22 protein-coding genes are annotated in these 22679 nt (G+C 59.2%); 7 read left to right on the top strand and 15 right to left on the bottom strand.

The genetic code is table 11. The features are described from left to right. The 4 genes from CTATCC11996_RS14655 to CTATCC11996_RS14635 all read right to left on the bottom strand — a co-directional run. Window positions 1-4732: DUF4347 domain-containing protein (locus CTATCC11996_RS14655; protein ID WP_003077476.1), on the bottom strand; the 4732-nt coding region annotated here is incomplete at its 3' end. Between the two features lie 209 nt (window positions 4733-4941). After that, window positions 4942-5724 (bottom strand): efflux RND transporter periplasmic adaptor subunit, encoded by a 783-nt coding sequence (locus CTATCC11996_RS14645; protein ID WP_003077472.1) that lies wholly within the window; start codon window positions 5722-5724, stop codon window positions 4942-4944. Between the two features lie 17 nt (window positions 5725-5741). Continuing rightward, entirely contained in the window at window positions 5742-7283 is a 1542-nt protein-coding gene (locus CTATCC11996_RS14640; RefSeq protein WP_236597858.1) for a TolC family protein, read from the bottom strand. Window positions 7284-7758: 475 nt separating this feature from the next. Beyond that, window positions 7759-8994 carry a sensor domain-containing phosphodiesterase gene (locus tag CTATCC11996_RS14635; RefSeq protein ID WP_003077469.1) on the bottom strand — a complete coding sequence of 412 codons (1236 nt, stop codon included), beginning with the start codon at window positions 8992-8994 and terminating at the stop codon, window positions 7759-7761. 652 nt (window positions 8995-9646) lie between these two features. Between CTATCC11996_RS14635 and CTATCC11996_RS14630 the strand changes: the two genes are divergently transcribed. Then, the gene (locus CTATCC11996_RS14630) at window positions 9647-9832 is read left to right on the top strand and encodes a hypothetical protein (protein ID WP_003070780.1); all 186 of its coding nucleotides are present in this window, start codon (window positions 9647-9649) and stop codon (window positions 9830-9832) included. A 942-nt stretch (window positions 9833-10774) separates the two neighbouring features. Here the strand turns inward: CTATCC11996_RS14630 and CTATCC11996_RS14620 are convergent. Further along, entirely contained in the window at window positions 10775-12520 is a 1746-nt protein-coding gene (locus CTATCC11996_RS14620) for a GGDEF domain-containing protein (protein WP_003077464.1), read from the bottom strand. A gap of 184 nt (window positions 12521-12704) precedes the next feature. Here CTATCC11996_RS14620 and CTATCC11996_RS14615 point away from each other — a divergent pair, with 184 nt between their 5' ends. Further along, a complete protein-coding gene (locus CTATCC11996_RS14615; RefSeq protein ID WP_003077452.1) occupies window positions 12705-12923 on the top strand; it encodes a hypothetical protein in 219 nt (72 codons plus the stop codon). A gap of 313 nt (window positions 12924-13236) precedes the next feature. Here the strand turns inward: CTATCC11996_RS14615 and CTATCC11996_RS14605 are convergent, their stop codons facing one another. Together CTATCC11996_RS14605 and CTATCC11996_RS14600 are read right to left on the bottom strand one after the other, a co-directional pair. Beyond that, entirely contained in the window at window positions 13237-14040 is an 804-nt protein-coding gene (locus CTATCC11996_RS14605) for an anti-sigma factor (RefSeq protein ID WP_003077448.1), read from the bottom strand. Between the two features lie 18 nt (window positions 14041-14058). Then, window positions 14059-14634, bottom strand: coding sequence for an RNA polymerase sigma factor (locus CTATCC11996_RS14600; RefSeq protein WP_003077446.1), 576 nt, complete (start codon window positions 14632-14634; stop codon window positions 14059-14061). 237 nt (window positions 14635-14871) lie between these two features. On the opposite strand from CTATCC11996_RS14600, the gene CTATCC11996_RS14595 reads away from it, so the two are divergent. The 5 genes from CTATCC11996_RS14595 (at window position 14872) to CTATCC11996_RS14570 (ending at window position 17930) form a co-directional block, all read left to right on the top strand. Then, complete coding sequence (locus tag CTATCC11996_RS14595) at window positions 14872-15465, top strand: ferritin-like domain-containing protein (RefSeq protein WP_003077442.1); 594 nt, start codon at window positions 14872-14874, stop codon at window positions 15463-15465. A gap of 154 nt (window positions 15466-15619) precedes the next feature. After that, window positions 15620-16087, top strand: coding sequence for a DUF3455 domain-containing protein (locus tag CTATCC11996_RS14590; RefSeq protein WP_370511090.1), 468 nt, complete (start codon window positions 15620-15622; stop codon window positions 16085-16087). An 810-nt stretch (window positions 16088-16897) separates the two neighbouring features. Next, entirely contained in the window at window positions 16898-17152 is a 255-nt protein-coding gene (locus CTATCC11996_RS14580) for a hypothetical protein (RefSeq protein WP_003077436.1), read from the top strand. 44 nt (window positions 17153-17196) lie between these two features. After that, the gene (locus tag CTATCC11996_RS14575; protein ID WP_370511089.1) at window positions 17197-17436 is read left to right on the top strand and encodes a type II toxin-antitoxin system HicA family toxin; all 240 of its coding nucleotides are present in this window, start codon (window positions 17197-17199) and stop codon (window positions 17434-17436) included. A gap of 65 nt (window positions 17437-17501) precedes the next feature. Then, entirely contained in the window at window positions 17502-17930 is a 429-nt protein-coding gene (locus CTATCC11996_RS14570; protein ID WP_034349229.1) for a type II toxin-antitoxin system HicB family antitoxin, read from the top strand. A 50-nt stretch (window positions 17931-17980) separates the two neighbouring features. On the opposite strand, the gene CTATCC11996_RS25580 is transcribed toward CTATCC11996_RS14570, so the two are convergent. From CTATCC11996_RS25580 to CTATCC11996_RS14535, 8 genes are all read right to left on the bottom strand, one after another. Next, on the bottom strand, window positions 17981-18544 hold the full coding sequence (locus tag CTATCC11996_RS25580; RefSeq protein ID WP_138983864.1) for a hypothetical protein: 564 nt from the start codon (window positions 18542-18544) through the stop codon (window positions 17981-17983). 73 nt (window positions 18545-18617) lie between these two features. Then, the gene (locus CTATCC11996_RS14565) at window positions 18618-19118 is read right to left on the bottom strand and encodes a hypothetical protein (protein ID WP_003077430.1); all 501 of its coding nucleotides are present in this window, start codon (window positions 19116-19118) and stop codon (window positions 18618-18620) included. Further along, window positions 19115-19618, bottom strand: coding sequence for a lysozyme (locus CTATCC11996_RS14560; RefSeq protein ID WP_282183390.1), 504 nt, complete (start codon window positions 19616-19618; stop codon window positions 19115-19117). Before CTATCC11996_RS14560 ends, CTATCC11996_RS14565 begins: the two co-directional genes overlap by 4 nt. Continuing rightward, window positions 19572-19913 (bottom strand): holin, encoded by a 342-nt coding sequence (locus CTATCC11996_RS14555; RefSeq protein ID WP_238532417.1) that lies wholly within the window; start codon window positions 19911-19913, stop codon window positions 19572-19574. The genes CTATCC11996_RS14560 and CTATCC11996_RS14555 overlap by 47 nt, the downstream gene beginning before the upstream one ends. Beyond that, on the bottom strand, window positions 19882-20298 hold the full coding sequence (locus CTATCC11996_RS14550; RefSeq protein WP_003077425.1) for a hypothetical protein: 417 nt from the start codon (window positions 20296-20298) through the stop codon (window positions 19882-19884). The genes CTATCC11996_RS14555 and CTATCC11996_RS14550 overlap by 32 nt, the downstream gene beginning before the upstream one ends. Beyond that, window positions 20285-20665 carry a hypothetical protein gene (locus CTATCC11996_RS14545; RefSeq protein WP_174437023.1) on the bottom strand — a complete coding sequence of 127 codons (381 nt, stop codon included), beginning with the start codon at window positions 20663-20665 and terminating at the stop codon, window positions 20285-20287. Before CTATCC11996_RS14545 ends, CTATCC11996_RS14550 begins: the two co-directional genes overlap by 14 nt. Then, on the bottom strand, window positions 20656-21981 hold the full coding sequence (locus CTATCC11996_RS24645; RefSeq protein WP_138983863.1) for a hypothetical protein: 1326 nt from the start codon (window positions 21979-21981) through the stop codon (window positions 20656-20658). The genes CTATCC11996_RS14545 and CTATCC11996_RS24645 overlap by 10 nt, the downstream gene beginning before the upstream one ends. Window positions 21982-21990: 9 nt before the next feature. Further along, the gene (locus CTATCC11996_RS14535) at window positions 21991-22668 is read right to left on the bottom strand and encodes a hypothetical protein (RefSeq protein ID WP_138983862.1); all 678 of its coding nucleotides are present in this window, start codon (window positions 22666-22668) and stop codon (window positions 21991-21993) included. Between the last annotated feature and the right edge of the window lie 11 nt (window positions 22669-22679).

Below are 22679 nucleotides of genomic sequence, written 5' to 3'. Positions count from 1 at the left end.
AACCGGTATCCGTCGCCGTGCTCAAGACTACGCCGGACGGCATGGACGGCGCGCTTGTGTCGATCACCACGTTGTAAGCGCCGGACTGGCCGCTGCTGACGCCGCCACTGCTGACCACGGCGGTGATGGCATGTGCGCCGGAGCTCAAGCTGGAGACGAAGCTATAGCTCCAAGCCCCACTGCCATCCGTCGTCACCCCGTCGATCAGCACGCCGTCCACATAGATGGTGACAAGGCTGTTGGCGATCGCTGTGCCGGTCACGGTGGGCGTGGTGTTGCTGGTGATGCCATCGCTATGGCTGCTGCCGGTATCAGTGCCGGAGGTCAAACCGCTGACGCTAGGTGGAAGCAACTGCACCGCTATCGCACGGCTCGCCGTCGCGCTGGTTTTAGTGCCGTCACTGACGCTGAAACCGATGGTGCGGGTGGCGGTATTGGGCGAACCCGCGGTGTCGTTGTAAGTGACCGCACGCAGCGCCGCCTGCCACTGTGCCAGCGTCGCCGTGGCGCCGCTGGAGGTCAGTGTCAACACCCCGGTGCCGCTGTTGTAGCTGGCCGTGATATTGCCCATGGTGCTGCCGTTGTTGGTGAAGGCCAGCACGTCCTCGCCACTGTGAAAGTTGCCGGTGATCGACACCGTTGCGCTGGCCAGAGTGGTGTTGTCAAGGTCGGACACGGTCAGGCCGCCGTCCACCGGTGTGGCTCCGCTGCCTGCTACATACGCGCCGGCGCTGCCAGTGGTGGTGGTAATCGGTGTTTGGTCGGTCGCTGTGACCGTTACCGTGCGAGTAACCGTGGCGCTGTCCTTGCTGCCATCGTTGACGCTGAAACTAATCGTGCGGGTGGCGGTATTGGGCGTCACCGCGGTGTCGGTGTAGGTGACCGCGCGCAAGGCCGCCTGCCATTGCGCCAGCGTCGCCGTCGCGCCGCTGGAGGTCAGCGTCAACACCCCGGTGCCGCTGTTGTAACTTGCGGTGATGTTGCCGAAGGTGCTGCTGGTGTTGCTGAAGGCCAGCACGTCCTGGCCGCTCTGGAAGTTGCCGGTGATGGACACCCTTGCGCTGGCCAGCGTGCTGTTGTCCAGATCGCTGATCGTAATGCCCGTATCCACCGCCACCGGCGTGGACGTCGCATTGTCCCCGGCGGTGAAGGCCGCGCTGCCGCCGCTGGTGGTGGCGATCGGGGTCTGGTCGGTAGCGGTCATCGTCACCGTGCGCGTTACCGCCGCGCTGTTTTTGCTGCCGTCGTTGACGCTGAAACTGACGGTACGAGTGGCGGTGTTGGGGCTCACTGCGCTGTCGGTGTAGGTCACGGCGCGCAGCGCCGCCTGCCATTGCGCCAGGGTTGCAGTCGCGCCGCTGGAGCTCAGCGTCAGCACTCCGGTGCCGCTGTTGTAGCTGGCGGTGATGTTGCCGAAAGTGCTGGCGCTGGTGTTGGTAAAGGCAAGCACATCCTGGCCGCTCTGGAAGTTGCCGATGATGGCCACGGTGGCACTGGCCAGCGTGGTGTTGTCCAGGTCGCTGACGGTGAGGCCCGGGTCCACCGCCACCGGGGTGGAAGCCATATTGTCGCCGGCGGTGAAGGCCGCGCTGCCGCCGCTGGCGGTGACGATCGGCGTTTGATCGGTGGGCGTCACCGTCACCGCGCGCGTGGCCACACCGCTGCTGGCGCTGCCATCGTTGACCTGGAAGCTGACGGTGCGGGTGGCTGAGTTGGGCGTCACCGCGCTATCGGTGTAAGTGACCGAGCGCAAGGCCGCCTGCCATTGCGCCAGCGTGGCGCTGCCGCCGCTGGAGGTCAGCGTCAGCACCCCGGTGCCGGCGTTGTAGCTGGCGGTGATGTTGCCCATGGTGCTGCCGTCGTTGGTGAAGGCCAGCACATCCTGCCCGCTCTGGAAGTTGCCGGTGATGGACACTGTGGCGCTGGCCAGCGTGGGGCCGACGTTATTGCTCACCGAGATGCCGGAGTCCACCGCCACCGGGGTGGAGCTCGTGTTGTCGCCGGCGGTGAAGGCCGCGCTGCCGCCGCTGGTGGTCACCAGCGGCACCACCGCCACGCTGACGGTGGAGGCCACGGCCAGCGTGGTGGTGTCCACGCCGCCGTTGCTGGTACCACCATTGTCCTGGACGCTGGTCAGCGTCACCACGCGGTTGCCGGCGGTGGGGCTGCCGTTGCTGTCGCGGTAGCTGATGCCGTTGATCACGCTGGCCGCAGTGCTGGCGGAGATGCCGCTGCTGCTGATGGACACGGTGGCGGTGCCGCCGGAAACCGAGACGGTGACGCTCAGGCCGTTGCCGCTGGTGGTGACCGAGTTGCCGTTGCTCAGCGCCACATTGCTGCCATCTATGGACAGGATTTCGCTGCTGCCGTCATGCAGGCCGGACACGGTCAGGCTCAGCAGAATGATGTTCTGACTGGATTCCACCGCGCTGACGCTGGCACTGCTGAACACCGTCACCGCGGACCCGCCCATGGCGAAAGTGGGGTTGCTGGCAGTGACGCTGCCGGTGGGCGCGTCGTTGACCGTCGCCACCGCCACCATCACATTGCTGGAGCCGATGCCGCCGCGGCCGTCGTTGACGCTGACATTAACGGTGCGGGTGGCAGTGCTGGGATCGGTGCTGGTGTTGTTGTACATCAGCGCCGCCACCAGCGTGTTCACCCGCGATGCGGTGGCGTTGCTGTTGAAGGTGACGATCAGATCATGGCCGCTGACGCCGTCGCCGTTGCTGGCGATCACGCCTATGCTCACCCCGCCCACCGTCACCACGCTGCCCACGCTGGTGCCGCTGGACAAGGACACCATGCCGCTGGTGTCCACGCCCAGCACGTCTTGTCCGCTCTGGCCGTTGGCGGAAATGTGCACAGTCAGATTGCCGCCGTTGAAATTGGAGGTGTCGCTATCCGTCACCGTGACTGCGGTGCCGGTGTCCAGTTTCACCGCGCCGCCTTTCTCGGTGAAAGTGGGATTGTCGCTGTTGAGATTGCCTATCACCGGCGCGGAATCCGCCGCCACCGTCACCGTCTTGGTCACCGCGCTGCTGTTGATCGCGCCGTCGTTGATGACGAAGCGGATGGTCCGGGAACTGGTGGTGGGCGACAGCGAACTGTCGGAATAGGTCACCGCGCGCAAGGCGGCCTGCCATTGCGCCAGCGTGGCTGTGGCGCCGCTGGAGGTCAGCGTCAGCACCCCGGTGCCGCTGTTGTAGCTGGCACTGATGTTGCCCATGGTGCTGCCGTTGTTGGTGAAGGCCAGCACGTCCTCGCCGCTCTGGAAGTTGCCGGTGATGGACACCGTGGCGCTGGCTTGGGTGCTGCTGTCGGAGTCGGACAGCGTGATGCCGCTGTCCACCGTCACCGCAGTGCCTGTGCCGCTGCTGTAAGCGCTGGAACCGCCGCTGGCGGTCAGCGTTGGCGCGAAACCGAAATTGATGGCGTTGATGGCGCCTATGCCTATCATGCCGGTCACCGTATGGCCGTTGGCCGCCAGCACCCGGAAGGAATCGATGCCCTGAAAAGCGCTGTTGCCCGACACCGTGAAGGTCACTAGGCCGCCGCTGCCCTGCAAGGCATCGCCCACATTCAGCGTAAGCGTCGCGCCGCTGACCGCGGTGCCGTTGATATAGCCGACCAGCTGCAGATTGCCGCCGGTGGTGCCGGAGTCGTAGCCATTCAGCACCACGCCGATGGAGTTCAGCGTGAAGCGGCTGTTGTCGTTGGACTTGACGCTGAAATAGGAGATGGGGATGGTGCCGTCGCTGTAGCCGTCCACCGTTTCCGTGGTCACCGAACCGACTTTTTCGACAATGATCGTCTGGCCGCCGTTATTGGTGGCACCCAGTTGCAGCGTGAAATCCCAGGCGAGAACGTCACTGGCGTTCACCACGCTGCCGGAAGGGTTGTAAGAGTAGCCATCCTTGGAAGTAAAGTCGGTAGTGCCCGTCACCGGCCGCGCCAGCAGCGCGTCGTAAGAGAAGTGCAAGCCAGCCACGTCGATTTGGCCGCTGTTGCGCTCCAGCGTCCAATCGCCGCCCAGCCGCGCCGCGCCGGTGGCGTCGGTGGAGGCCGCCACATCGGCATGGGTGTAGCGGGCCAGCTCGGTAACGAATCGCTCGCCTTGATCACCTTCGCCAATGCTGCAGCCATAAAGCAGGATATCGCCCTCGGGCTTCAAGGCGTCACCAATGGTGGCTAGCTCTGCTCCCCGGCTGGCCAAGTTGGCGAGAGTCAGCTCTGTACGCCCCAGCATCAGATCCGCACGCTGGCCGTGGGAGAGGATATGGACGGCGTCTATACCTTGACGTCCTCTGAGGTAATCGGCCATCTGCTGCAACCCGTCCTTGCTGGAGTCCAGGATCACCACTTCGGCATTGGCGGACAGGCCCTGCAGCAGATCACCGATATTGGCCACCTGGCCATCGATGAACACCACTTCCTGGCGCTGTGTAGTCGCCGGCGAAGCCTCGGTCACTCTCTGCGCTTCCGCGGTCAGCGCATGTCGCAGCGCAGTTGCCGTGTCCACCATATGCTCTGCGGCCGCAGGTGCCGCAGCATCTGTAGCCGCATGCGCCACATCCACCGCCGCTGCACCGTCAAACATAAAGCGCTGCTCCAATGCCAGTGGGCGCACGACAGAGGCCGACGGCAGCGACTGAGGAGCATCGGTCTTCACGGCCTGTGCCGTCATGGCCTGTGTCAGACGGCTCCAGAATGGGCGAGATTTGCGGGTCATCAAAGTGTCCTTCCTGTATGAAGGTGGCATGGCGCTTGCCTGCCTTTCAGGTTCTGACCGCCGGCTTGCCCTCTTCCTGGGAGCTGTCGGTCTCTTGCTATCGGACTATAAAAATATGAGCATGCTGCGCCTTTTATATATAGACTTCAGCATGAATATGATCTGAAACCTTTTAATGGCATACGCAACATGCTCTTGTATTTGAATGCCTAAGGCTTGCCGGTCGATGGCGGTGCCAGCAGCACCTGCCCGCTCATTCCTGCGATCAGCTCGGAAAACTTGCCGTGAATGGCGGCATTGACCTTCACGGACTGGCTCACCGGGTCCACCCGCGCGGCCAGGCGCTGCACCTTGGCAGGATAGGTTTTGCCGGTCTCGTCAATGCGCACCTGAAATTCCGAGCCTTGATGCAGCCAGCTGAGCCAGCGCGAGGGCACCAGAAACTCCAGCTCCAGCGCGGAGTCGTCCAGAATGTCCAGCAGTGCCTGGCCCGGCTGCGCATATTGCTGCTCGCGGATCTTCTGCTCGGCCACACGACCCGCATAGGGCGCAGTGATCTGGCATTTGCTCAACAGGCTGCGGTTGGCTGCCACTTCGGCCCTGGCCTTGTTCCACTCGGCCTGAGAGATATCCAGCTCCACCTTGCCGACGGAGTTCAACTCGGCCAGGCGCTGGTTGGCCTTCCAGGTCTTCTCGGTGGCATCCACGCCCGCCTGGGCCTTGTTCAGCTGGGCTTGCGGCAGGCTGCAGTCAAACTGCACCAGCAACTGCCCCTGGCGAAAGGAGCCACCCTCCACCACCGGCAGGCGCTGCACCTTGGCACCGATTTCGGCCGCCAAGGTGGTATAGCGGCGCGGCGCGAGCTGGGCGCGGATCTCGCGCTGATCCAGCACGCTGGGCAGGGAGGTCTGAGTCTTGGGAAGACTCTGGGCTGCCGGGCCGGTCTGGCCATGAGCAGCGAGCGACAGGCCCAAGGCCAGGCCCAGAATCAAAGGAGACACGCAAGACTTCATTGGAATTGACCTGCGTCCCAACTTTGCAGCGATTTACCCACGGCCTGCGTGAGTTCAGGCAAGGGCATGCTGTCGGAGCCCTCGATCACGGGCTCCATGCCCAGGGTGGCTTGCAGGCGAGAGCTGGCAGCCTGCATATTGGATTGGGCCTGGTAGCGGCGCAGCACGGAAAGAATGGTGGTGGTCTGCTGGGAGACCCGCTCAAGCGCATTGAGCTTGTCGGCCTGCACCTGGTTGTTCACATGCTCGGACAGACGCTGGTCCACCGAAGCAATGGTCTGCGCTCTTTCATACTGGCGCACGGCGTTCGCAAATTGCAGACGGGCTACATGCAGCTGTGTCAATACCGCCATTTGGGTAGCCAGACGACGCTGATCGGCCAGTTGCACACCCGCATCGGCCAGCTGGCGCTGTGCAGGCAGGGACAGCAGTCCCAGCAGGTTGAAGGAGATCTGCAGGCCGGCATCCTGCCAGCGGTCATTGATCAGATAGCTGTCGCTGCTTTTGTTGACACCGTAGTTGAAGGAAAGGCCGGGGAACATGCGCAGCATGACGCGCTTGGTCTCTTCATTGGCGATACGGGCGTTGTACAGGCTCTCGCGCAGATCCGGGTTCAGGAGCAGGGCCCGGTCTTCCAGCTTGTCCACCGGTTGCTCCAGCCAGCGCTGGGCATTCGATGCAGCAGGCTCGATCACGCGCAGCGGCTGGTTCAGCTCGGCAGGAGACACGCCCATCAGCGAAGCCAGTTCGATGCGCGAGGAGGACAGCTCCTGCTGAATGGCCTCCAGCAGGCGGATGTTCTCCAGCAACTGGCGCTGATAGCGCAGCGGCTCCATAGGGGAGCGCAGTTTTTCTGCTTCGACCTTGCGCGAGTCTTCCAGGGCTTTGTCCGCATCCTGGCCTGCGCTCTGCAAAGAAGCCTCCAGCGCCTGGGCCGCTGCCACACGCCAGTAAGCGATGCGCACATCCTGGATCAGCGTGTGTATGGCCTTGCGGCGACGCTCAGCCGCAATTTGGGCGCGATCCGCATGCTGACGAGCGGCGTAGTAGCTTTGACCGAAGTCCAGCAGGCTCCACGAGAAGCTCAGCGATGTCAGTGTCGATTCACGATCCGACGAGATATAGGGATGGGCCAGGGAAGGCGCACCTGTGACCGAGTCCGTGCTGCGGCTGATCAGGTCCTTGTCGCGGTAGCGATAGCCGGCCGAGGCCACCAGCTTGGGCAGCATGTCGAACTTGGCAACATTGGCCGTGCCCTGCGCCACCGCCTCTTCCATGCCACGCAGGCGCTGGGCTGCGTTGTATTTGATGGCTCTCGCAATGGCCTCTTCAAGGCTCACGGGCCCGGTCAGAGGAGCCACATCCCTACCGAGGCTCTGCCGATCAGCCTGAACCTGCGACTGAATTTCTTCCGTGGAAAGTGCCTGGCCGGTCAGATTGGCGCAACCGGTGAGCCAGATGGCCGAGCCTAGCAAGGCCGCGAGCCGGACACGGCCACGAAAATTTGTCTCAGGCCGGTGGTGAGCAAGAGCGTTCATGTCTGCGAGGGGATAGTGGCAAAGACGGTTTGACAGCAAGACTTAGCGAACGAAATTTATGTTCAAAACTTCAATTGGTATGCAAAAGTCTTAATTGTCAAAAAATGTGTTCGCAATATTACCGAGCGAAGATGACAACCGCAATCACTGAAATCAGGTATTTCTGCTGCCAGAAGCACCATGCTGTCGCACTCATTTTTTGCCCCCAGTTGGTGCAATGAGTCTCTGGCGGTGACTGGTCAGGCGATTCGGTGGTGATGCAGTGCGTAGCTGCCTGAGGCAGCTAGCAAGACACTCCCTCGAGTTCTCCAAGAGCCGTTGGCGCAAAGATTGCAGATTGCTACTAGAGGTTCCAGCTCTGATCCATGAATTTCAGATCAACACCGATCACAAGCGCGCTTGCCACGCATTCCCGAGGCATTGGAAGACGCACAACTGGACCGCCCATGCGACGACACATCCCACAGCACGCCCACTAGTGAAGCGAGAACACCGCCGCGGCCTCGATCTCAAGGGGCCTGGAAAGCAAATACCCTTGAGCGCAATCCACTCCAAGCCTTTGCAGCATATCCAGCTCTTCCTGCCGTTCAACGCCCTCTGCAATCACCAGGCTTCCTATTTCATGTGCGAAGCTGATGAGACCTCTGGCCAGTGCACGCCGTTTCTCATCTGTATCGATAGAGTGAGTAAGACTCATATCCAGCTTGATGATCTCGGGCTCGAGATTGAGGATATGCCGCATGCTGGAATAGCCTGCACCCGCATCGTCAACCGCCAGTTTCGCGCCCCGGCGACGGTAAGGCTCCAGTCCAATGACAAGAGCTTTGTAATCCTTGACCGCAGCATGTTCTGTAATTTCCAGGACCAGACGGGAGAGATCATCAATGCCATCAAGTAGTTGATGGAATTGGCTGCTCAGCAGCAACTGTGGTGAGCAGTTGACACTTACGCTGCTGTTGGCGGGCAGCCGCTCCAGCGCTGGCAGCACCTTGGACACAGCGCACAGCTCCAGATCAATGCCCAAACCTGCCTTGTCTGCCACATCGAACCAATAATCCGGCGCATGTCTGGGCTCGACATCAAAACGCGAAAGGCTCTCGAAGCCGCAGACAGCCTTGTCACGCAGACTGCAGATTGGCTGGAAAACCATCCTCGGATCACCGTGCGCCAAAGCGGATCGAACCTCTCCGACCAACCGTGCCTTGACCCGCTCCTCGGCAGCCTGCTCTTCGATACGGTCTGCCAGGATCTCTGCAAATGCGCGCAGCAATTGCATGTCGCGCTCCCCCAGCGTTGGATTCGGGAGGTAGCTGAAGCAGCAAAGCGTCCCATAGACATGCCCATCCGTGAGACGAACAGGAACACTCAAATGGGACCCAATTGGAATGGCATGTGTTGCAGAAATTTGCTGAGCAGCCGGCACATGACTTGTGTCCGGAATGCATTCCGGCAGCTCGCCATGAACGACCTTCAGGCAGTATCCCTCCTGCATGGGAATGCTCTGGCCTTGATAGAGCGGCCCACCCGAAACACTGTCCAAATGCTTGAGCACCCGTTCGGCAGCGCCGAAGTGCGAGACAAAGGCGATATCCATTCCCAGGTGCTTGCGAACCGCACGCAGTATGCGATCCACTCCTTCTGCACACACACCTGATCTCATCAAATGATTGAGATGGCGATTCCCGTCAACCTCAAGATCGTTCATCTGCATGCCCCCTCTTACATACAGTCGACTCACGCGGCTTTTGTCAATATTTAATCTGGAAAAGCATGCAATGTGAAGCGATGATCATCGATATCCAACAAGTGTCTCAGCAGTGGTCGTGGCAAAAATGTCAATCAACCCACCAATTTCACCGTCCACCTGGATTCCAGCCGTTGCTCCAGGTACGGATCCTCGGTGAGTTTTTCTGTATGACAGCTTCGTGGGGCGGATTCAATAGGCCGATGCAACCGCATACCTCGCCTCCGGCGCGAGGAATCAGTTCAATCGGATACGCATCGAGGCGGGATGTGGACGACAGATCGCAGGCTGCATTTATTTGTATAGAGCAGTCACAGTCCAAGACATCGCCTACCTGGACACATTGCCGTGCAGCAATCAAGGCGAATGGGGCAAAGTACAGCGTTTGAGCAGCCACAAAAGGCCCAGGCCGCTTCAAGGCTGACGCCTTGACGGGAACACAGGCCCACTCCCAAAGCAGCAACTATCCGCATCTACCCTAAAAATATCCTCTAGTAGTCGTGATTCCAACGCAATCCAGGCGATCCGTCATTCATCAGGCGAATTCACTGGACTCGCCATCCCGGCAGCTGTACCGTCTTCTTCAGGTTCAGAAACTTGATTGAAGGCCGCCTTCCCCATGAGTAAATCCAAAGAGTCCACAGTCCATCGCATCGTGGATGCAAAGCAGTGGGAACTCAATCGCGAAAAAGAGCGCATCACCTATCCTGCCAACCATGCCGGCCCGATTCAAATGGACTGGCGCAAGCGTGAGAACTACTCGGCCACTGACCTGAACTACCGGGGAAGGAGCAAAACCCCGTAACCGCAACTCTGTCTCCAGTCTCCTGACGAACCCCGCCACTGTTAACTGAGCGGGGTTCTGATTTTTCGGCAAACACCTGGCGACCAGCAGCTCGACAGCGCCCCCCTGTTTACCTTGATGGCAGAGTTCGCTGACCTTGCAGAAAAGAGAGCACAGACCACGCATATCCCGGTCGTTCGCCGACCTGCTTTACCGCCACCAAAAGCCTCGCGGCACAAAGGCACCAATCATCAAGGCTGCCGACCCCATCGGGCTTCACTTCGGGCTGGCAGCGGGTCGCGGCCAACGCGATGAGGAAAGGCATGATCCCGCACCGACCCTGGTTCCGGGTCTGCATGCATGCTCCACGGCCCGGCACAAGAATCGATACGGAGCGCTGCCCGAGTTGTAAGCCGCCAGAGCAAGAGCGCCCGTGCCCATGAACGTTCAAGTAGCGCAAACCGCAATTCCTTGGAGTCATGAATATTCCCTGCGTGGGAATAAGCAGAAAAGCCGCTACAACTTTAATAGCTGTAGCGGCTTATGCATTCTGGTGGGTCCTGCGAGATTCGAACTCGCGACCAACGGATTAAAAGTCCGAACACTCAACCTCTTGCTAGGCCGCATGGTTGAGCCATTCTGCGCTGTCGGCTGTCTCATAAGATGCCAGTCTGCGCGAGTTTCCTTGCCTATAAGAATCCGCCACTGCCACCTGTATATGAGACGTGCTTTTCTGTGGCCCTCGCTTGTAACAATCGGGCGCCTACTGCTCTCGACCGGCCACAATTGCTCACATGCTTGCAACGACCCTCCTCTGCCTCATCGTGGGCATTTCAAACGGCGACACCCTAACAGCGTGATGTGGCGAGCCTGGGCAATACGAACAGGTCTAGATGAGACTGCAGGGCATTGACGCCCCTGAGCGCAAGCAGCCGTTCGAGTAGCGTACCCACAAGCACCAGTTCAGAGCGCCAACTGCACCTGGTTACGGCCTTTGGCCTTTGCCGTATAAAGGGCGGCGTCGGCACGGCTGAAGAGTTCGGGCAACGAGGACTTGAGGCCAGCCGGCTGCACCGCTAGACCAAAGCTGGCGCTCAGATTCAGCATGCTGCCATCGGGCCGTTGCAGCGGCTGCTGCATGGCTTGGCGTAGGCGCTCGGTCAGGGCCAGTGCCGCCTGGTCATCGCAATCGGGCAGCAGGGCGATGAACTCCTCGCCACCATAGCGGGCCAGCAGATCGCCTCTGCGCAGTTGGGTCTGCGCGAGTTGCGCCGCATGCTGCAGCAACTGGTCACCTGTCTCGTGACCATACTGATCGTTGATGCGCTTGAAATGGTCCAAATCGAACAGTATCAGCGCCAGCGGCCAACGATGACGTTCGGCCTGGGCCAGCTGGGCCGGCGCCTGATCGTCGAAGGCGCGGCGGTTCATCAGCCCGGTCAGATGGTCGCGGTGGCTGAGCTGGCGAAGCTCGGTAATCAGGGTCTCGCGCTCGGCCTCCAGCTCCTGGGTTCGTTGCAGGCTGGCCTGCAACGCATGCACCGCGGCCTGCAACTCGCCGATCTCGTCGCTGCGCTGGACCGCGGGTAGCTGCCGGTTCAGCCGGCCACGCATCAGTTCCATCATATGCCGGGTTATTATCAGCAGGGGCGACAGCACACGGCGGCGCAGTGTAATGAAAACGCTAACCTCCAGCACTAGGATGCAGCAGCCAATCAGCGCGTTGACGCGCAGTCGCCGCCAGGCTCCCGCCACCTCCTCCTGTATCTGCTCGCGGCCTACCTCGTGCAGAGTGTCGCGCAGATCGACGATGCTGCGCATACCCGGGACATGGCGGGAGACGAACTGGGCCGAGTCCATGCCATAGGGCTTGCCGGCAAGGCCGCGAGCGGTAATCTCGGCGATAAAGGGCAAACTCTGACCGAAATAACGTTCCTGCTGAGCCTGCAACGCGGCGTCGATGCGCGGATCGGACAGGCTGGTGCGCGCCTTCACGTCTAGCAGTGCCTTGAGCTGCTCGATGCGGCCAAGCAGGCGGGGGATGCCGTCGCGCTCTTGCGGGCCTAGCGGCGAACCACTGGCCATCGGCGCGGTGAATTGCGAACCCAAGCGGCCAGCATGCTCGCGCAGCTCTGCAGCGTAGCGCGCGCCGACCAGCGGCAGCGACAGGCTGGGGTGGATGCGCTCGGCGCTAGCCGACAGCAGGGTAACTGCCTCCAGCACCGTGTCGACGACCTCGAACATCTGGTCGATGACTTGCCGGGTGCTGCGCTTGTCGATGGCCGCGCGCTCGGCCTGTGGCAGTGCCGCCACCCGTTCGAGCTCCTGCCGGGCTGTCTGCATCTGCGTGCGTGCCCGCTCCAGCACCGGCAGGGCGGTCGACAACTCGGCCTCCTCGCGTCGGCGCAGTCGCGTCAGCGCCACTTCGAAGGCTGCATCGGTCGCCTGCTGAAACTGCGCCAAGCGCTTGCGCAACGCGTCCGAGGGCGGGTCGTTGAGTACCGGAATGGCAGGACCTCGCTCGGCCGAGGCGTGTTCGGCAACCTTCATTGCAGCATAGGCCAGCTCCATCGCCTGCAGTCCGAATTCAGCCCGGCGCACGTCCTGCCAGTCGGTCCACATAGTGCGCACCATCATCAATGAGACCAGACCGAGCAGCAGCAAGGTAGTGCAGAAGAAAAGACGACTTAGACGCATATTGCCGGACATTGTGGGCGCTGCCGCTACTCTTTTGTTGTGCCTAATCATCCGTCAATTTACAGACCTTGAACCGAAGTGAAGTGACAATCAATCTTGATCTGGGAAGCGGTGTTGTAACGATTGCACACAAGTACATGCTAACAAGTCGGATTTCTTGATGACTGTATAAATACACAGTAATCAAGGAGGTCCCATGCACATCGAACATCACTACAACTGGCGCTATCAAGACCATCTCGGCAAGTGGCGCACGACAAACTACCTTTGCTCCGAGGAAAGGATCAAAAAGGAACACCCAGACGCGACCCCGGTTGAAGGAACGCTAAGAGTCATCGAAGTGGCCGACACGCTGGACGAATACTGGAAGCGCACGCGCGACAACACACTGCAAGGTTCAATGCACAAGCCATAGAGTAATGATGGTCGATGAGGACCGGCATCCCGCCCTGCTGCGAACTCCCGGGCGATATGGCCTTCCCAATGAGCGCATCCTGCCAGGCAGCGCCAGCGACTACGTCACAAACCAGGACGATCAAGGATGGCTACTAGTCGTCACCCTTGAGGACGACCTTGTGTATTTCGGGCCAGGCCCAGTGAGCGTAGCGCGCTCCCCTGCACCCTTTTGATTCCCAAGCTCAGGTCCGCAAACTACCCAGAGCAGCCATTGAGATTCAACAGATTCGAGCTGCCTCAGTAGATTGCCTGCGTGTTTGCAGAGGCCTGAGTCAAAGATCCCTGCGAATGAGTGCACCCTTGAATAGCACCGGGCCAGTTGGCCCTGTTGAACTGGGTACACCGCCTTTGGGCTCCAGGCTGATGGCCAGGGCCGGGATTGCTTTCACATCGGTCTCTTGCGCAGTGAGTTGCTCAAGCTTTCCATCACCCATGACCCCCAGGGAACGTGGCGCGCCCTGCTGAGGCAAGGCCCACAATTGCAGAGACTTGTTATCAGCCTCCTTGAAGCCGCTCACCCGCTGCAATACCAGTTGCTGGTGCCGGGGATCGAAGGTCACCAGCATGGACGCATCAGCCTTGCCATCGGCGAGCACCGCCACATATTGAATTTGGGGGGCCGCCTGCAATTCAGCCTGCGCCATCTGGAGTTGAGTCTGTAACGCAGACAATTTCTGCTGCGAGGCATCCCTGAGCCCTTGATGCGACCAAAGCCCCACCGAGATAGCCGCCACAGTGGCCAAGCCGCCTGCCAGTGCCAGTCCGCGCCACCACGCGAGTGATCGCGCTGGTCGCATTGACTCAGCAGCCTCACGTTGGCGAGCCAATCTGATGCCGGCATTTTCGGCTTGCAGCAGATTGGCGATGCGTGTCCAGACCACCGCATCGGGCTGCACCGGAGTCTGGACTTCGGAGAAGGCCGACCAGCGGCCTTGCCACAGCAAGGCTGCCGCACGCACCTGAGGATATTCGCGTGCCAGTTGCTCAAAGCGACGGCGTGCCCCTCCGTGCAAAGTTCCCAGTGAATAGGAGGCAGCCAGGCGGTCAAGTAATTCAGGGTTTTGGGTCAGATTCATGATGTCGACTCCTGGCACTCAGACGTGGCGCGCCATGCATTTGCGCAACTGTTCCAAGCTTCGGCGCATCCAAGTCTTGACGGTGCCCAGCGGCAGCTTCAGGCTGCTGGCCAGTTCGCTATGACTTAAATCATTCAGATAGGCCAGGCTCACCACCTGGCGCTGTGGCTGCTCCAGCTTTTCCAGACACTGGTGCAAGACCATGGCTTGTTCACTGGCTTCCACCAATTGCATTGGCCCTTGCGTGTCCTTGTCCTGGGGCACCTCCTCAAAGTCCTCAATCGGTACATTGAGATGCAGGCGTTCGGCTCTGCGCCGGCGCAAAAAGTCCAGGGCCCGGCTGCGCACCAGCATGCCCATCCAGGCCAGGGGCGGGCTGAGCGACTCCCGGTAGTTCTCCGCACTGCGCCAGATTCCCAGAAAGCTCTCCTGCAGCACATCCTCGGCCCACTCCTTGTTTCCGAGTATGCGCAAAGCCAGGCCATACAGCCGCGAGGCGGTCTGGTCGTACAGCAGCTTGAGAGCAACCTCGTCCCGGGTTGCTACGCGGTCGATCAAGTCCATCAGTTGGTTGTCCGGTGTTTTGGCGCTCATGCAGCCATTTTGATCAGTAAGACCAGCTTCATGCTCTGCTGTTGGATAACTGCCAAGGCATGTTGCAGTTCCTGGTAATCACCTATACGCAGCAACCCAGCCACTGGATTTGGACAACGCGCGAAATGGCTGAAAAAAATTTTCAGAAACTTGAATCCACCGCTCAAAAGGCTGCGTATTCCAAGCGTCGGACATCAAAACCGATAGACACATCCCCACAGTCAACCAGGAGTCATCATGAGCATCCATCTGTTTGAAGGCCATTCCTCGCCCATGGCCTCGCGTCGCGGATTTCTCGGCACCACCGGCACTTTGTCAGCCGTGGCGGTCGCCATGCTGGCAGGCAACGAGGCCCTGGCCCAAGGCATGGGCAACGATCCAGCCAAGGATGTATCCATCCTCAATGTGGCCCTGGGACTGGAGCATGAGGCCATCAACGCCTACCAGTTGGGTGCCGGCAGCGGGCTGCTGCAAAAGCCCGTTCTGGATGTGGCCGTGTTGTTCCAGAGCCACCACAAGGCCCACCGTGACGCGTTGATTGCCACCATCCAGAAGATGGGCGGAAAGCCGGTGGCCGAGGCCTCGATGCAGACCTATGCCGACTCTCTCAAGGCCGCAACCCTCAAGAGTCAGGCCGACGTGCTCAATCTGGCCGCAAGACTGGAGCTTGGCGCGACCAATGCCTATCTGGGCGTCATTCCAGCTTTCGAAAACCGTGACCTGGCCAAGGTCGCAGGACGCCTGGCCGCCGATGAAACCATGCACTACACGGCCCTGATCTCGGCTCTCGGCCGCCCCTTGCCAAGCAATGCCTTGTCATTTGGCAGCTGACCTGGCGAAGCCCAGTACCGGGCAGTCTCGCCCGGTGCATTTTTTCATCTTGTTTGAGGGAATATTCATGATGCATCGACACACGCTTTCGCTGACCGCTCTGTGCCTATTCGCACTTGGCCTGAGCGCTTGCTCATCCATGGGCTCTCACTCCATGTATTCACAAGACGAACTTCCGGCTACCGTGCAAGTGCCCGCAGGACACAAAGTGGCCATGGAGACCGTGGGTGTTGGCCAGATCACCTATGAGTGTCGGGCCAAGAAGGACATGGCAGCCGAGCACGAATGGGTGTTTGTAGGCCCTGATGCCAAGCTGCAAACGCGAAGCGGCGCGGTTATCGGCAAATACTGGGGGCCGCCAGCGACTTGGGAGAATAACGACGGCTCCAAGGTCACTGCCACGCAGCTTGCCGTGGCTCCTGCCGGAGCGGGCAATATCCCGCTGCAGCTGGTCAAGGCAAATCCTGCCACCGGCATGGGAGCCATGCAGGGGGTGACCTACATCCAGCGTGTGGCAACCAAGGGGGGCGTCGCGCCGAGCATGGCCTGCGGAGCCGGAAACATGGGCAGCAAGCAGATCGTGCAATATCAGGCCGACTATATTTTTTGGAAAGCGGTCTGAAGGGCAGACCAGAAGCGCACCTCACCTGTCAACGATTGGGAGGTGCGCTTTTTTTGTATTGATCACTCGATGCCGCGCAAGCTCAACACGCTCTTGTAGCATATGACTGTTCGCTAATGGCCGGTAGCAGCCAGCCACCGAGGGCTGCTCACGACCCAAAGCAGACAGTCAAATTACTAACAAATGAGTTCAGCGGCCGCCGCAGGCAGTCCGCTGGGACGATGGGTTAGGCACGGCGCTACTTCCTTGAGAACAGCCGAACGGTTGGCAGAAGTACCCAAACCAGAACTCCAACTAAAAGAAGCTGGGCGAAGCCAATCCATGTTCTACCAGCTGAGTAGCCTCCACTGAAACCGGCAAAAATGGCTAAAAGCATGAACGCAAACCACCCGATGCCACCAATGGTGAGCCGCCCGAGAGCTTGAAGGACAGCATCCGGCCCCGTGATTTTGGGCTTCCAGACACTAGGTGCAGACGTTGGCTTCCACCCCTCGGCGTTCGAAAAGTTTGCGCCACAGTACTCGCACTCCTGCGCCTGTGCGGCGATCTCCTTTTCACAGTGGGGGCAGTACGCACTCATGTAGTGGCCTAACTAGATTTAGGAGACATGCGATGTACATGTTTAACTCGCCTAGTAGTGTATGAGTGCACAACCCGACAGGCAAATTCGCTGTGGTTGTGTTTAGAAAAGCCTAAAAATTTTGATCTCAGTCTTTGGTGGATACTGAAGATCAATGTCCGAAAGACTGCTTCTGGCCCGTTCCCAGTCGTACGTCTCAGTGTCTCGCCCTGCTTTGACACAATCGCGCCATGACCGGCGAATCCCCGATCCACACAGTCCACAAGCGCGTTTGCCACAGGTTCCTGCGGCACTGGAGGGCTCACAACAACGCCTATCCCAAGCTGATCAAGATGACGCCGGAAGAGTTGCGGCAGTTCAACATCGTCAACTCCTTCGCCAAGCCCAATGAGCTGTGGGGCGTCCCAATTGAAATCGACCCCAACACCACGGGCGTGATGATTGCAATCGATGGGACGGAAATGCCTTTGGTCGAAGGGTACTAGCCCATCTGAACGTGGCGCGCGAAAGCCAAAACAAATAAACAAAAATGCTTGCATTGACTAAGCATTTTTGTTTATACTCACACCATCGCAACAAAAGAAAGGTGGTCGTGAAAATCAGCGAGTTCAAGCGGTGGCTTGAGGCGCAGGGAGTCAGAGTCGAGAACGGTACAAACCACTGGAGGCTGTACCACAACGGCAAGACAAGCACCCTGCCAAGGCACCCAAGTAAAGAGCTGAAGGAAGGCACAAGACGCGCAATCCTGAAGCAACTAGGAATCAACTAAGGAGGCAGGCCCGAAGGGGCCTAGCCTGAATTCCTGAGCTTCACGACCACTAGATGGGAATCAACATGCAAAAGTACCCTGCCCGCTTCGATCCCGCCGACGAAGGGGGCTACACCGTCACGTTTCGGGACATCCCCGAAGCGATCACCCAGGGCGATGACCTGGCCGAGGCAGAAGCCATGGCGCGCGACGCACTGGTGTCGGCCATGGAGTTCTATTTCGAGGAAGGCCGCGCCGTGCCCGCCCCCAGTAAGGCAGAAAAGGGCGAGCGCTTGGTGGAGCTGCCCGCCAGTGTCGCCGTCAAGGTGGCGCTGTTGAATGCCCGGCTTGCCACAGGAGCCCGCCCTGCAGACGTAGCCCGCGCCATGGGCGTGAAGCCCCAAGAAATGACCCGTGTTTTTGACCTGAGCCACGCCACCAAGATCGATACCGTGGCCGCCGCACTTGCCGCCATGGGGTATGAGCTGGAACTCAGCGTGCGTCGTGTGAAGTAGCTCCATAAACAAAAAAAACCCGATACAAATCAATGTATCGGGGTGTCTAATTAATATTGGGCTGGCGGCAGTTGTTTTGTGCTAACTACAGCCCAGTTCCCCTTAGATGATTGTCTAAGAGTTAATCGCTTTCGAAGGCTTGGGCAGCAGTTTGCGTCCTTGTCTCCATAATCGCGCACGTCAACGGTAATGGAATCTGCAGTAGCCCCTACAACTTTCTCAACGTAGCGAGGGAGTCCCTCGTCAACTTGTGGCGAAGATTCTGAAGGACTGACATAAAAACTGTCTCCCGCACCCACCTTCACAACAGCAATTCTTGCTGAACTAGTGCCGGAGCCACCAAGGCAACCGATATCTCCATGCCAAATAACGGCAAATTTTGCATCCTCTCTATTGTCGAATGACTTATAGGGGACCATCGCTGCAATGCTATTAGCATCCGGCGCTACATCTGAACAGGCAATTGCTGCACTGTAATGCTTGACTACCGCCAATATAGCTTTTGTTTGCGCCTTAACTGGTGGCGCAGCCATATCCTGTGCATATACACCTGCTGCTGATGTAGAAATTGACAGTGCAGCGAATAAATACGCTGATATTTTAATCATTTTCATATCCCTCCTTTATAAAATCAGAGGAAATGTATCAAAACCCATGTCAGCAGTCACTTCTACGAAGCCAATTTGATCAATCGCGCCTCAGCTGTTCAAACAGATTGCGATCTGCCGCAATCTGGCCGCGCAACAGGCTCACCTGAGCGTCTCGTTTTTTGACCAAGCCTCCAAGCTGGCCAACCACGCCTGCGCCCTCTGCAGCAAGGGCGGCGAGTCGCTGGTGTTGATCTGCGAGATCTCGGCAGGCAGCGGCGTCACCGGCAAGCTGGGCGTTACGGGTGGCCGCGCCGCGGATGTCGCGCTGCAGGCCTGCAATACGGGCAGCATCAGCAGCGCGCCCAGCCTCCAGGCGGGCCATTTCTTGCGTGTAGTCATGGGTGTTTTCCTGTTGGGCAGAGCCGTGCTCAACCACGGCCTCTGCTTTCTTTTCTGTTTCTGCTTGCGCTTGCTGGGCATTTGCTGCAGCTTGTTTTGACTGGGCAACCTCAACCTTGCCCAGCCGCTGGGTCTGCACAGCCAGCAGCAGAGCAAGGGCCAAGGCCAGCCAAGGCCAGATGCGGGACGCGCCGGTCATGTCGGCCCTGCCTCGCACAGCTGACGCTCTGCCGCGCGGCGCTTGACCAGTCCGGGCAACTGCTTGCCGCCAGCGTAGGTCCAGCGGCTGAGCTCAGCGCAGGCGCCATCGATGTCGCCAGCATTGGCTTTACGCACCAACGTGCTGCCGCAGAACGCGCCATTGCCGACATTGAACGCAAAGCTCAGAAATGCAGCCTTCTGACCATCACTCAGCGGTTGCTTGATGCAGTCCAGGGCTGCCGCATGCTTTACCAAATCGGCCTGCAGCTGGGCAAGGCACTGTTCATCGGTGAATGCCTGACCTTTCCGCAACTCTGGACCCGTGTGCCCGTAGCAACTGGTTAGCACGCCCACAGGATCAACATAGGTGCGGTTCACCTTGCCCTCGTAAATGGCCACTGTAGAAACAGCAAGGGCTGCCGCAGCAGCCCCGATCATGGAAATGAGTGTCCTATTCGACATTGCAAGCCCCTTTGATTGCGGCCATACGGGCCTCATGCTCCGTGCGCTCGCGACGGTCTCGGCGCAACTTGAAAAACACATTGACGATCAACCCGATCAGGCCCAAGGCGATACCAAAGAACACCCCCGCCTCGCTGGACAGCCACCAACTGGCTGCGCTGACGCCGGCGCCGGCATAGGTAGCTTTGCTACCAACAGCTGCCCCAATGACTTCTGCGGCTGCTGCTGTTGTTTCATTGCTCATAGCCCTCCCAGGCATAAAAAACCCGCCGAAGCGGGTGATCTGTTTTTTGATTGGCTCAGGCTTGCGGCCAACCCTGAGTCTCGTCATAGCTGCGCAAGGCTTCGAGATCCTGCAGCGCCTCGATTGCGTCCTCATGCGCCTGGCGCGCTCCCGTGAGCTGCCCGGAAATAAAGCGGTAAGCGGAGTCCTTGGTCAGGATGCGCTGGGCCAGCTCGCTGCACTCCAGGCCGCGCTGGGTAGCACAGGCATCAATCCAGGGCGTTGCGGCCTCAGGATCTGCCGCCAGGGCCTGAGCCTCCTGCAGCTGTATCGGCCAGGACTCTCGCTCGTATTGCGGATAGGGCAGCGCTACCGCGCTCATGCGCTTGGCATATTGCTCATTGACGAGCCTGTGCAGGCGGTCTCTTTCCACCTGCAGCCGCTCTGAGGCCGTGGGCGCGGCCTTGCGTTGCGTCCAGTCAATCGTGCTCATGAGATTCCTCCTCTACAGGCTCCGTCTCTATTACCGGCCCGGAAAATTCAGGCAGCGGCGCGTCATGCCCTCCGTCCGGTAGCTGAACCGGGCCATCCTGAATGACTGTGATCGGCACGGGGAAGCGCGCGGCCTCGTCGGCATATGCGCCATGAGGAAATACGAGCTCCACTTGCAAGACGCCATCTATGCGCTTCACATCATCGGCAAACCAAGGTGAATTAATGGCCTGACGCGGCAGCGTGTCACCGTCCTGCAGAGGCGAAAAATCAAATACCTCTTCATTGATGGAAATAGCATTCCCATTCACTGAAACGGAAATACGCGAATCGCTGCGCACAGGACTCAAGTTAATAATCATTTCCAACGTCCTATTGCAGTTGCTTCAACACGGTAGCTCTTTGCGGCAAAGGTGCCGATAGACTCCGTTGGGTAGGTCAGACTAGGTTTCTGGCCTGTGTTCAGGATGCTGTACGCAAGGTTGCCTGCTCCGTACCCGTAGAGAGCTGCGTAAATCTGATCGCCTGTGGCCCCGATTTCTGAGTAGAACCCGGCATTTATCGAGATGGTCGGGTTGCCTACGAAGGTAGCGGCGAAGTTGTAAGAGGGGCCTGTAGCGTACCCAGCAGGCACGTTTTCGTCCCACGCCCTCCGATAGGTGCAGATTAGAGTGCCGTCTGCGAACTTTGTGTACGTACCGTTAGCGTTGGTGCCTGTCTCAAGGATCGAACCCGTGGATATCGTGCCGACTGCGGATTGCGTATCGATGACGAGCATCCATGCGCCTTTAACGCCGTTTACCACGACCCTCCGGTAGGCCACTCCGGTAGTAGTAGCCTTAGCGGTCTGGATCAGGTAAAGGTTGTCGACCTTCTCCACAGTCACATAACCGTAGAAGTCTGGGTAAGGGCCATTGCTCGCCCCGTTGTGATATTGGAACGAAGTGCCAGTCGGAAAATAGCTGTAGTTATCGAGGTTGACCCCGGATACGCCGCTCAACTTACCCAGGCCGAACGCCCCCACCGCCATAAGACGGCTGTCTGTAACGTCGAGCTGTGAAGTCATTACCGTACGAGCGGCGGCGTTACCTGCGTCGCTAATCGTAGACAGAGTCTGAGTACCAGTCAGATTGGCCCGATTAGTAATTTCAAGCCAAGGCGACCATGTGTTGGCGTCTAGCGCGTAGCTGGAGAACCGTCGACTTCCCCACCCCTCAAAGCTGCGCATCACACCATAGCCACCTGAGGCGTCTGCCCAGTGGGCGTCTACTCGCCCGATGCCGTAGCTCAGGTCAGGGATACCCACCTCAACCCCCATGGCAAAACCTACGAAGCTGCCTTTACCGAAGTAGGCGCTAGGGGGTGCGGTCAGAGGCAGCGCGTCATGGTTCCGCATCAAGTACGCAGTGCCAAACCCGTTGAAACCTCCTGTATGGTTGGAGCGCTCCAACAGCACAGCATCAGCAAGGTTCTTCGTAGCTGCCGCCTGGATGTTCGCCAGCTTGACGCGCTCGTCGTTCGTGAAGTTGTTGGACGACAGGCCCATGCCCGCGACCTTGTCCACCTTCCCCTGATCCAGGTATTCAAAATTCTGCTGCGTCTTGCGCATGGCCTCACGCAGGCTGTCGCCCGTGCCGTCATTGGCTGCAGCGCCGTATTTGATAGCTTGCAGTGTCATATTCACTTCCAATATTCAATAGCCCGTCACATCCACAACCAAAAAACTGAATCCGACTTGCTGCCAGACTCCACCCACTTCGTTGGGTATCCCCTGGTCGGCCTGGCGCATTGACACGTTCCGAATGTTGAGCGTGCTCCCCGTCCAGCGGGCAGAAAGAATGTCCCAGTCGGCAGACCAACGCCACGCATCCACGTGCTCTAGGTACACGTTGTCCGTCTGCACCCGGTACTGGATTCGCATCGCCATGGATGCATAAGTTCTGCCTGCGGGATAGTTGGCAGTGGTCTCGGACGAGCCAGAGATCACATCAACGACCCGCAGATACTTCAGATCGCTATCAAAAGTGACGATGTTTGTATGCCTATTGCGCAGCACCACAACACCCGTGCCGCGCGATGTCTTGCTGGTCGGGTAGAAGGCATACCAGTACAGGATTCCATCGTCGCCATTCGGAATCTTTGGCTGCCACAGCACCGTCACAACGAAGTTATTCCCGCTGATCACGCTGTGCACGATATGCATGCCCATATCGCGGGATTCGCACCGTATCGCGATAGCAGGAGGCACGCCGCCAATCATCGGCACCGAGAAAGTGAAATAAGGTACGTAGGTCTCGCCCAACGCCGGAGTCTTGATGAATTGACTGCCTTTCGCGTGTAGCGTCAGGTTCTCATAAGAGTCATCAATCAACACAGTCCTAT

Source organism: Comamonas testosteroni ATCC 11996 (assembly GCF_000241525.1).
In the GTDB taxonomy this organism is placed as follows: domain Bacteria; phylum Pseudomonadota; class Gammaproteobacteria; order Burkholderiales; family Burkholderiaceae_C; genus Comamonas; species Comamonas testosteroni.
Note: the sequence above shows the minus strand (reverse complement) of the source record. Positions and strands in the feature narration are given on the sequence as shown.

Bases quoted from the DNA above. Each gene is read 5' to 3' on its own strand.
- CTATCC11996_RS14550 (WP_003077425.1), bottom strand. From the start codon at position 20,298: ATGAGCACGATTGACTGGACGCAACGCAAGGCCGCGCCCACGGCCTCA.
- CTATCC11996_RS14560 (WP_282183390.1), bottom strand. From the start codon at position 19,618: ATGAGGCCCGTATGGCCGCAATCAAAGGGGCTTGCAATGTCGAATAGG.
- CTATCC11996_RS14555 (WP_238532417.1), bottom strand. From the start codon at position 19,913: ATGACGAGACTCAGGGTTGGCCGCAAGCCTGAGCCAATCAAAAAACAG.
- CTATCC11996_RS14590 (WP_370511090.1), top strand. From the start codon at position 15,620: ATGTATTCACAAGACGAACTTCCGGCTACCGTGCAAGTGCCCGCAGGA.
- CTATCC11996_RS14565 (WP_003077430.1), bottom strand. From the start codon at position 19,118: ATGACCGGCGCGTCCCGCATCTGGCCTTGGCTGGCCTTGGCCCTTGCT.
- CTATCC11996_RS14580 (WP_003077436.1), top strand. From the start codon at position 16,898: ATGACCGGCGAATCCCCGATCCACACAGTCCACAAGCGCGTTTGCCAC.
- CTATCC11996_RS25580 (WP_138983864.1), bottom strand. From the start codon at position 18,544: ATGAAAATGATTAAAATATCAGCGTATTTATTCGCTGCACTGTCAATT.
- CTATCC11996_RS14595 (WP_003077442.1), top strand. From the start codon at position 14,872: ATGAGCATCCATCTGTTTGAAGGCCATTCCTCGCCCATGGCCTCGCGT.
- CTATCC11996_RS14600 (WP_003077446.1), bottom strand. From the start codon at position 14,634: ATGAGCGCCAAAACACCGGACAACCAACTGATGGACTTGATCGACCGC.
- CTATCC11996_RS14635 (WP_003077469.1), bottom strand. From the start codon at position 8,994: ATGCAGATGAACGATCTTGAGGTTGACGGGAATCGCCATCTCAATCAT.
- CTATCC11996_RS14605 (WP_003077448.1), bottom strand. From the start codon at position 14,040: ATGAATCTGACCCAAAACCCTGAATTACTTGACCGCCTGGCTGCCTCC.
- CTATCC11996_RS14575 (WP_370511089.1), top strand. From the start codon at position 17,197: ATGCTTGCATTGACTAAGCATTTTTGTTTATACTCACACCATCGCAAC.
- CTATCC11996_RS14620 (WP_003077464.1), bottom strand. From the start codon at position 12,520: ATGTCCGGCAATATGCGTCTAAGTCGTCTTTTCTTCTGCACTACCTTG.
- CTATCC11996_RS14570 (WP_034349229.1), top strand. From the start codon at position 17,502: ATGCAAAAGTACCCTGCCCGCTTCGATCCCGCCGACGAAGGGGGCTAC.
- CTATCC11996_RS14615 (WP_003077452.1), top strand. From the start codon at position 12,705: ATGCACATCGAACATCACTACAACTGGCGCTATCAAGACCATCTCGGC.
- CTATCC11996_RS14630 (WP_003070780.1), top strand. From the start codon at position 9,647: ATGAGTAAATCCAAAGAGTCCACAGTCCATCGCATCGTGGATGCAAAG.
- CTATCC11996_RS14640 (WP_236597858.1), bottom strand. From the start codon at position 7,283: ATGAACGCTCTTGCTCACCACCGGCCTGAGACAAATTTTCGTGGCCGT.